The organism is Pseudomonas sp. CFBP13528 (assembly GCF_005233615.1).
Classification (GTDB): Bacteria; Pseudomonadota; Gammaproteobacteria; order Pseudomonadales; family Pseudomonadaceae; genus Aquipseudomonas; species Aquipseudomonas fluorescens_AM.
In genome coordinates this window covers 1-5,324 of the sequence record NZ_QGAJ01000018.1, presented here as the reverse complement: position 1 = coordinate 5,324, position 5,324 = coordinate 1, and the positions used below count along the sequence as shown (strand labels likewise).

Here is a 5,324-nt window from a genome sequence, read left to right as displayed (position 1 = left end):
GGGGAAACCTGCCTGATAAGTCACGGTTGAAGAGAATGTCCGTATTCAGTTTTGCCGCTTGAATCGGCTGCTCTGCGCCCTGAAAAAACAACGGGCGCAGCCGGGGGCCTGGAGAGGCTTCCGGCAGGCTTGGAAAATTAAGGGATTTGCGGGGTGGGGAGTGACATGGGAAGCGGGGACAAGGGAAGTGGGGAATGGTTCCGGGGGGAGGTTGGTTTAGGGCAAAGACCGCTCGTGGTGACCTCAGGGCCAGTGCGGTTCGTAAGCAAATTTCCGTCCTTTATGGGGACGCAATCGCACGTGATTTTTGCTGATGTCGGGCCTCGGGTGAGGCCCAGTTGAGCTACCTGAACTCCAAAGCAATGGCTACAGCTGCCATCCAAATCATGGCGGTAAAGATCATCGTCGTAACGATTGTGAGATACCGTTTTAGATAGGGTGGAAAGTTTTTAAAGTCGACAGGGTCCAAGTCGCCTACGCGAATATGGGATTTTGGCAACAAGATCATTCCAGCGATTTTTGACATTTCCAAAAGAGACCAAATCAAACCTCGCTTCCCGAGGCTGTCTCCCCAAAGGTAGATATAACGGCTGTTTTTCAAAGCCTCCTTGATGGCGTCCAAGTGACGGTGGGTGAGGTAAAGGCTGAATGCGAGGCCAGTAAATCCAAGCAGGAGCGGGCCGCCAGCGACGATCCAGAAAGCCAGCCAGGATTTCCAAAACTCTTCCGTCGTCATGGCAAACTTTTCTCATACAAAATCTCTCCGCCCATTTCGCCACCTTTACCACCGATAGTCGTACCCACCCATGCGCCGGTCCCAACCAAAGCCGCGACACAGACAACACCTCCGATACCTGTCGTAACACCAAGTCCAAGGCAGACCGCACTACCGGCAATGCCACCTGCCCATCCGCCAAATGCACCGCCACCAACAGAACCGGTGAACTTTCCACCCTCTGTGAACTTGATCTTTTCGCAAGCCGCCTCGGAATCGTTATTGCAAACCTGTTGTATCGCCAACGAGGAGGATACGCCACCAAGGCCAATTCCAATGTAACCACCCGCCGTCATGTATCTGAGTGCGCGGCTGGTTGCTTCTACATGAGCGGCATACCCCGGAATCTGCCCTGGCCCACCTGCCTTGTCCCAGTGATGCACCAAACTTCGACTGGATATTCCAAGGGCCGTTTTCAACTTGGGGTGATCGCCCAGGGTTGTTTGGCCGCGTAACCGAGTTGAGTTAAGTAAATGGGCATCCAGCTGGCTCATAAGACGCTGACGATCAGCAAAAAACTGCGGTGATCTAAGATGCCCATACTGTCGATAGTTTTGCTGATGCAGCCGTTCCATGGCCTGGAGCGTGTCGCGCAGATTACTCAGGTGCTTCTCCATCATCACCGCGCTGACGCCCAGCCAGGTTGAGGTGTGGCTGATGAAACCGGCAATCTCGGCACCATGGCGATACAGAAAGTCGGCCTCGCCCGGCGTCAGGGAATGCAGGGAAGCATCGACCTGCTGAGCGGCCTGCATCAATTGCGCTTCCTGATAGGTGCAGGAGGTGTTATTCGGATCGCTGAGCACGATCATCGAACCGGCTTTGACGTTGCCTGTGTTGGGGTTCAGCGTTTGAAATTTACGCATCACGGCCGGATCGAGATCTGGAAAAAGAGTCGCCTCCAAAACCTCGCGGCTGATGCTTTTGGGCACGATATAAAAACCTGGGTCCTGGCCGGATAGACCGTTAAATGCAGGCGGGACTGAACGGCTTGGTGTTGCATAAGCGCCTTGAGAGGGCGCTGATCCGTTGGTAGCTGCTCGGACCGGCACAGCTGCCTCTCTGGCGGAATTCGTAGCGCTGCTATCTTTCCCATATTGAGCTGACAACACCGAAGGAATCAGCTCGGCTTTACAGGGACAATCGCTGTAACTATCCAGCGTACCGGCCATCAGCCGGCCATGGCTGTTCATGAAGGAAATGCCACCGAAGATCTTATAAGTTTGCCCATCCTTGCCACAGGTGACGCGGTCACCTTCGCACGCGTGGAGAAGGCCATGGATGTTGATTCTTCTATCTCCATCCAGCACTTCCCCGCCGCAGGTGGTCTTGTCACCCAGGCCAATGAAATAACCTACGCTCATTGTTTTTTCCTTTGTCCATGAAGTTTTTTGTCCGAATTTCCCTGCTCGTCTCGATAAGAAACCTGATGCATGACGCATTTCAATCGAGGTAAAGGAGAACGAGGAAGTCAGTGGCAAGCCAAACTTTGGAGAGGGATTTACTTAGGGTAAAGTCGGACGATTCCGAGGTTTTCGTCGTAAACATCTGATAGATCGCTGACGGCCCAGTCAGTAATCATTTCCCTTATCTGCATCGCCTGCTCGACATGCATTGTTAAAGGCCAGCAAGCCATATCCCTTTAATTTGCAGGACGTTTCCTAGGCAATCCTTCGGCCTTGCGCCTGCTCAATGCACTGGCTAGCCCTCGCTTCGTCGCTGCATATCAGCGACGGGTGTGAGATCCCGTGTATGAGCAGGCGCCATGCGCTACAACCGTCTATGGCGGCTATGTGCGGGCAGACTTCGGTCTGGCCGGGTCCTGCTTTCCGGTATCTCACCCCGCACATAGCTGCCACCTTTTGACGTGTGAGATCGGCAAGAGAATGGCTTCCAATCCAGGCAGGAGCTTCACGCATGAGCAAAATCGTCCCCGATCCACCCTATCCGGTGTTCGTTGCCCACGAAGACCTGAGTTTCGAAGACGCCATCGCCAACATTTCCTCGCTGCTACGCTGCGCCGCCACCACGGCCACCGAAACCGCCGAAGGCCTCAAAGGCACCCGACGCGACATGGCCTGTTCCACCGCCCACTTGATCGACATGGCCCGCACCCTTGCCGACCGCGCACTGGATTGCCTGCAACCCGGACCTGCCAGCACCCCATAACCCATGTGGGAGGGGGCTTGCCCCCGATGCGGTGGGTCAGCCAATCAATCCGTATCTGACCCACCGTCATCGGGGGCAAGCCCCCTCCCACATTGGCCTGTGTCGCCTGATCTTGAGCGACATGGCCAGCACCCTCGCCGACCGCGCCGCGCACTGGATTGCCTGCAACCCGGACCCGCCAGCACCCCATAACCCCGGTGGGAGGGGGCTTGCTCCCGATGCGACGGGTCACCAATTAATCTGTATCTGACTCACCGTCATCGGGGGGCTTGCCCCCTCCCACATTTGGCCTGTGTCGCCTGTCTGAATGCATCGATTACTGCTCGGGAAGTGGTACAACAGGGGTTTGCGCCAACCCTTATCGGAGGCCTGCACGCATGACGTCCAAACTCGAACAACTCAAGCAATTCACCACCGTGGTCTGCGACACCGGCGACCTGGAAGCCATCAGCCGTCTGCGCCCGGTGGATGCCACCACCAACCCCTCGTTGCTGCTCAAGGCCTCGGCCATCGAGCATTACGGCGAAATCCTGCGCAGCGCACTCGACCTGTCCAAAGGCGACCTGGGCCTGGCCTGCGATCAGTTTTCCGTGGCGGTGGGCTGCGGCATTCTCAAGGTGATTCCGGGACGTATCTCCACCGAGGTCGATGCACGGTTGTCCTTCGATGAAGACGCGCTGTGGGCCAAAGCCAATCAGTTGATCGCCCTCTATGACCAGGCCGGCGTCGGTCGCGACCGCGTGCTGATCAAATTGGCGTCCACCTGGGAGGGTATCCGCACCGCCGAACGCCTGGAAAAAGCCGGCATCCAGACCAATCTGACGCTGCTGTTCTCCTTCGCCCAGGCCCAGGCCTGCGCCGATGCCGGTGTGTTTCTGATTTCACCGTTCGTAGGCCGCATTTACGACTGGTACCGCAAGCACACCGGCCTGGACTACACCGGCGCGGACGACCCGGGCGTGCAGTCGGTGACGCGTATCTACAACTACTACAAGGCCAACAGGATCGACACCGTGGTGATGGGCGCAAGCTTTCGCACGCTGAGCCAGATCGAGCAATTGGCCGGCTGCGATCGCCTGACCGTCAGCCCGGAACTGCTGCAAAAGCTGGATGAGGATAGCGGCCCACTGCAACGCAAGCTGGCGCCAGGCGCCGACGGTGAAGCACGTCAGCGGTTGACTGAAGCGCAATTTCGCTGGGCTTCCAATGAGGATGCGATGGCCACCGAAAAGCTGGCCGAAGGGATTCGCCAGTTTGCCAGGGATCAGGAGAAACTCGAGGCCGTGCTGGCTGCGCTGTGAAACAGCAAGACCGAACGCGGTCAAAAAGTGCAGGCGGGAGCACGCCCCCGCCTGCATTTGGCCCGCCAGCATCAGTTTTCCGGGCGATCATCCAACGCACGCCCTGCCAACGCCCCCATCACCCCACCGGCGATTGGCGCCAGCCAGAACAACCAGAGCTGTGACAGGTATTGCCCCTCGGCAAACAACGCCGGCCCGGTGCTCCGCGCGGGGTTGACCGACGTATTGCTCACCGGAATCAGCACCAGGTGAATCAGGGTCAGCGCCAGGCCGATGGCGATAGGCGCAAAACCGGCCACCGCGCCCGGGGCCGTGACGCGCATGATGATCAACACAAAGAAGAACGTGGCAATCAGCTCGGCCAGGGCTGCGGACTTCATGTCGAAGTGGCCGGGACTCAACGGACCATAGCCGTTGGCGGCAAATCCGCCCGGTTCAAAACCGGGCTGGCCGTTGGCGATCAAGTACAGTGCCGCGGCAGCCACAATGGCCCCACTCACCTGCGCCGCGATGTAAGGCAGCACATCCGCACCGCACACACGGCGCCCGGCCCATAGACCAATGGTCACCGCCGGGTTGAAATGCCCGCCGGAAATACCGCCCACGGCATAGGCCATGGTCAATACCGTCAGACCAAACGCCAGCGACACCCCTGCAAAGCCAATGCCCAACTGTGGAAATGCCGCCGCCAGAATGGCACTGCCACACCCGCAGAAGGTCAGCCAGAAAGTCCCCAGAAGTTCTGCGATCAAACGCTTTTGCACAATCGACTCCATTGCTGTTCACGTGCCGTCACCACAGGAGGTGGGCGGTCCCGCGAGACGGTAGCAATGGGCATTGATGGATCCTGTAGGAATTGTCCGGTTTTAGTCAGGCGCCGGATCAGCAATGTCCGGCGGCTGCTTGTGCCACCGGGGACAAACTATCCAAATCTGCAGCGGCCAACGCCAACCCGCCAACCCGCTAACCACGATGCGCAGCGAGTCGCTCTTGATCTTGATCTTGATCTGCTTTTGATCTTAGGCGCCCCGTTAAACCACGCTGGCCGAACGCAGGCTTGAATCCGTGGGCAACCCGGC

The 5,324-nt window shown here is 57.9% G+C and carries 5 protein-coding genes; 2 read left to right on the top strand and 3 right to left on the bottom strand.

What is annotated here, in order from left to right; translation table 11 throughout:
* Positions 1-343: 343 nt before the first annotated feature.
* Entirely contained in the window at positions 344-736 is a 393-nt protein-coding gene (locus tag PspCFBP13528_RS23890) for a hypothetical protein (protein WP_065953192.1), read from the bottom strand.
* Entirely contained in the window at positions 733-2,139 is a 1,407-nt protein-coding gene (locus PspCFBP13528_RS23885) for a PAAR domain-containing protein (protein WP_101221323.1), read from the bottom strand. Before PspCFBP13528_RS23885 ends, PspCFBP13528_RS23890 begins: the two co-directional genes overlap by 4 nt.
* 553 nt (positions 2,140-2,692) lie before the next feature.
* Here PspCFBP13528_RS23885 and PspCFBP13528_RS23880 point away from each other — a divergent pair.
* Positions 2,693-2,944, top strand: coding sequence for a DUF3077 domain-containing protein (locus PspCFBP13528_RS23880; protein ID WP_065895963.1), 252 nt, complete (start codon positions 2,693-2,695; stop codon positions 2,942-2,944).
* 377 nt (positions 2,945-3,321) lie between these two features.
* The gene (gene tal / locus PspCFBP13528_RS23875) at positions 3,322-4,245 is read left to right on the top strand and encodes a transaldolase (RefSeq protein ID WP_137201661.1); all 924 of its coding nucleotides are present in this window, start codon (positions 3,322-3,324) and stop codon (positions 4,243-4,245) included.
* A 71-nt stretch (positions 4,246-4,316) separates the two neighbouring features.
* Here the strand turns inward: tal and aqpZ are convergent, their stop codons facing one another.
* The gene (aqpZ, locus tag PspCFBP13528_RS23870) at positions 4,317-5,021 is read right to left on the bottom strand and encodes an aquaporin Z (RefSeq protein ID WP_065953188.1); all 705 of its coding nucleotides are present in this window, start codon (positions 5,019-5,021) and stop codon (positions 4,317-4,319) included.
* Positions 5,022-5,324 lie beyond the last annotated feature (303 nt).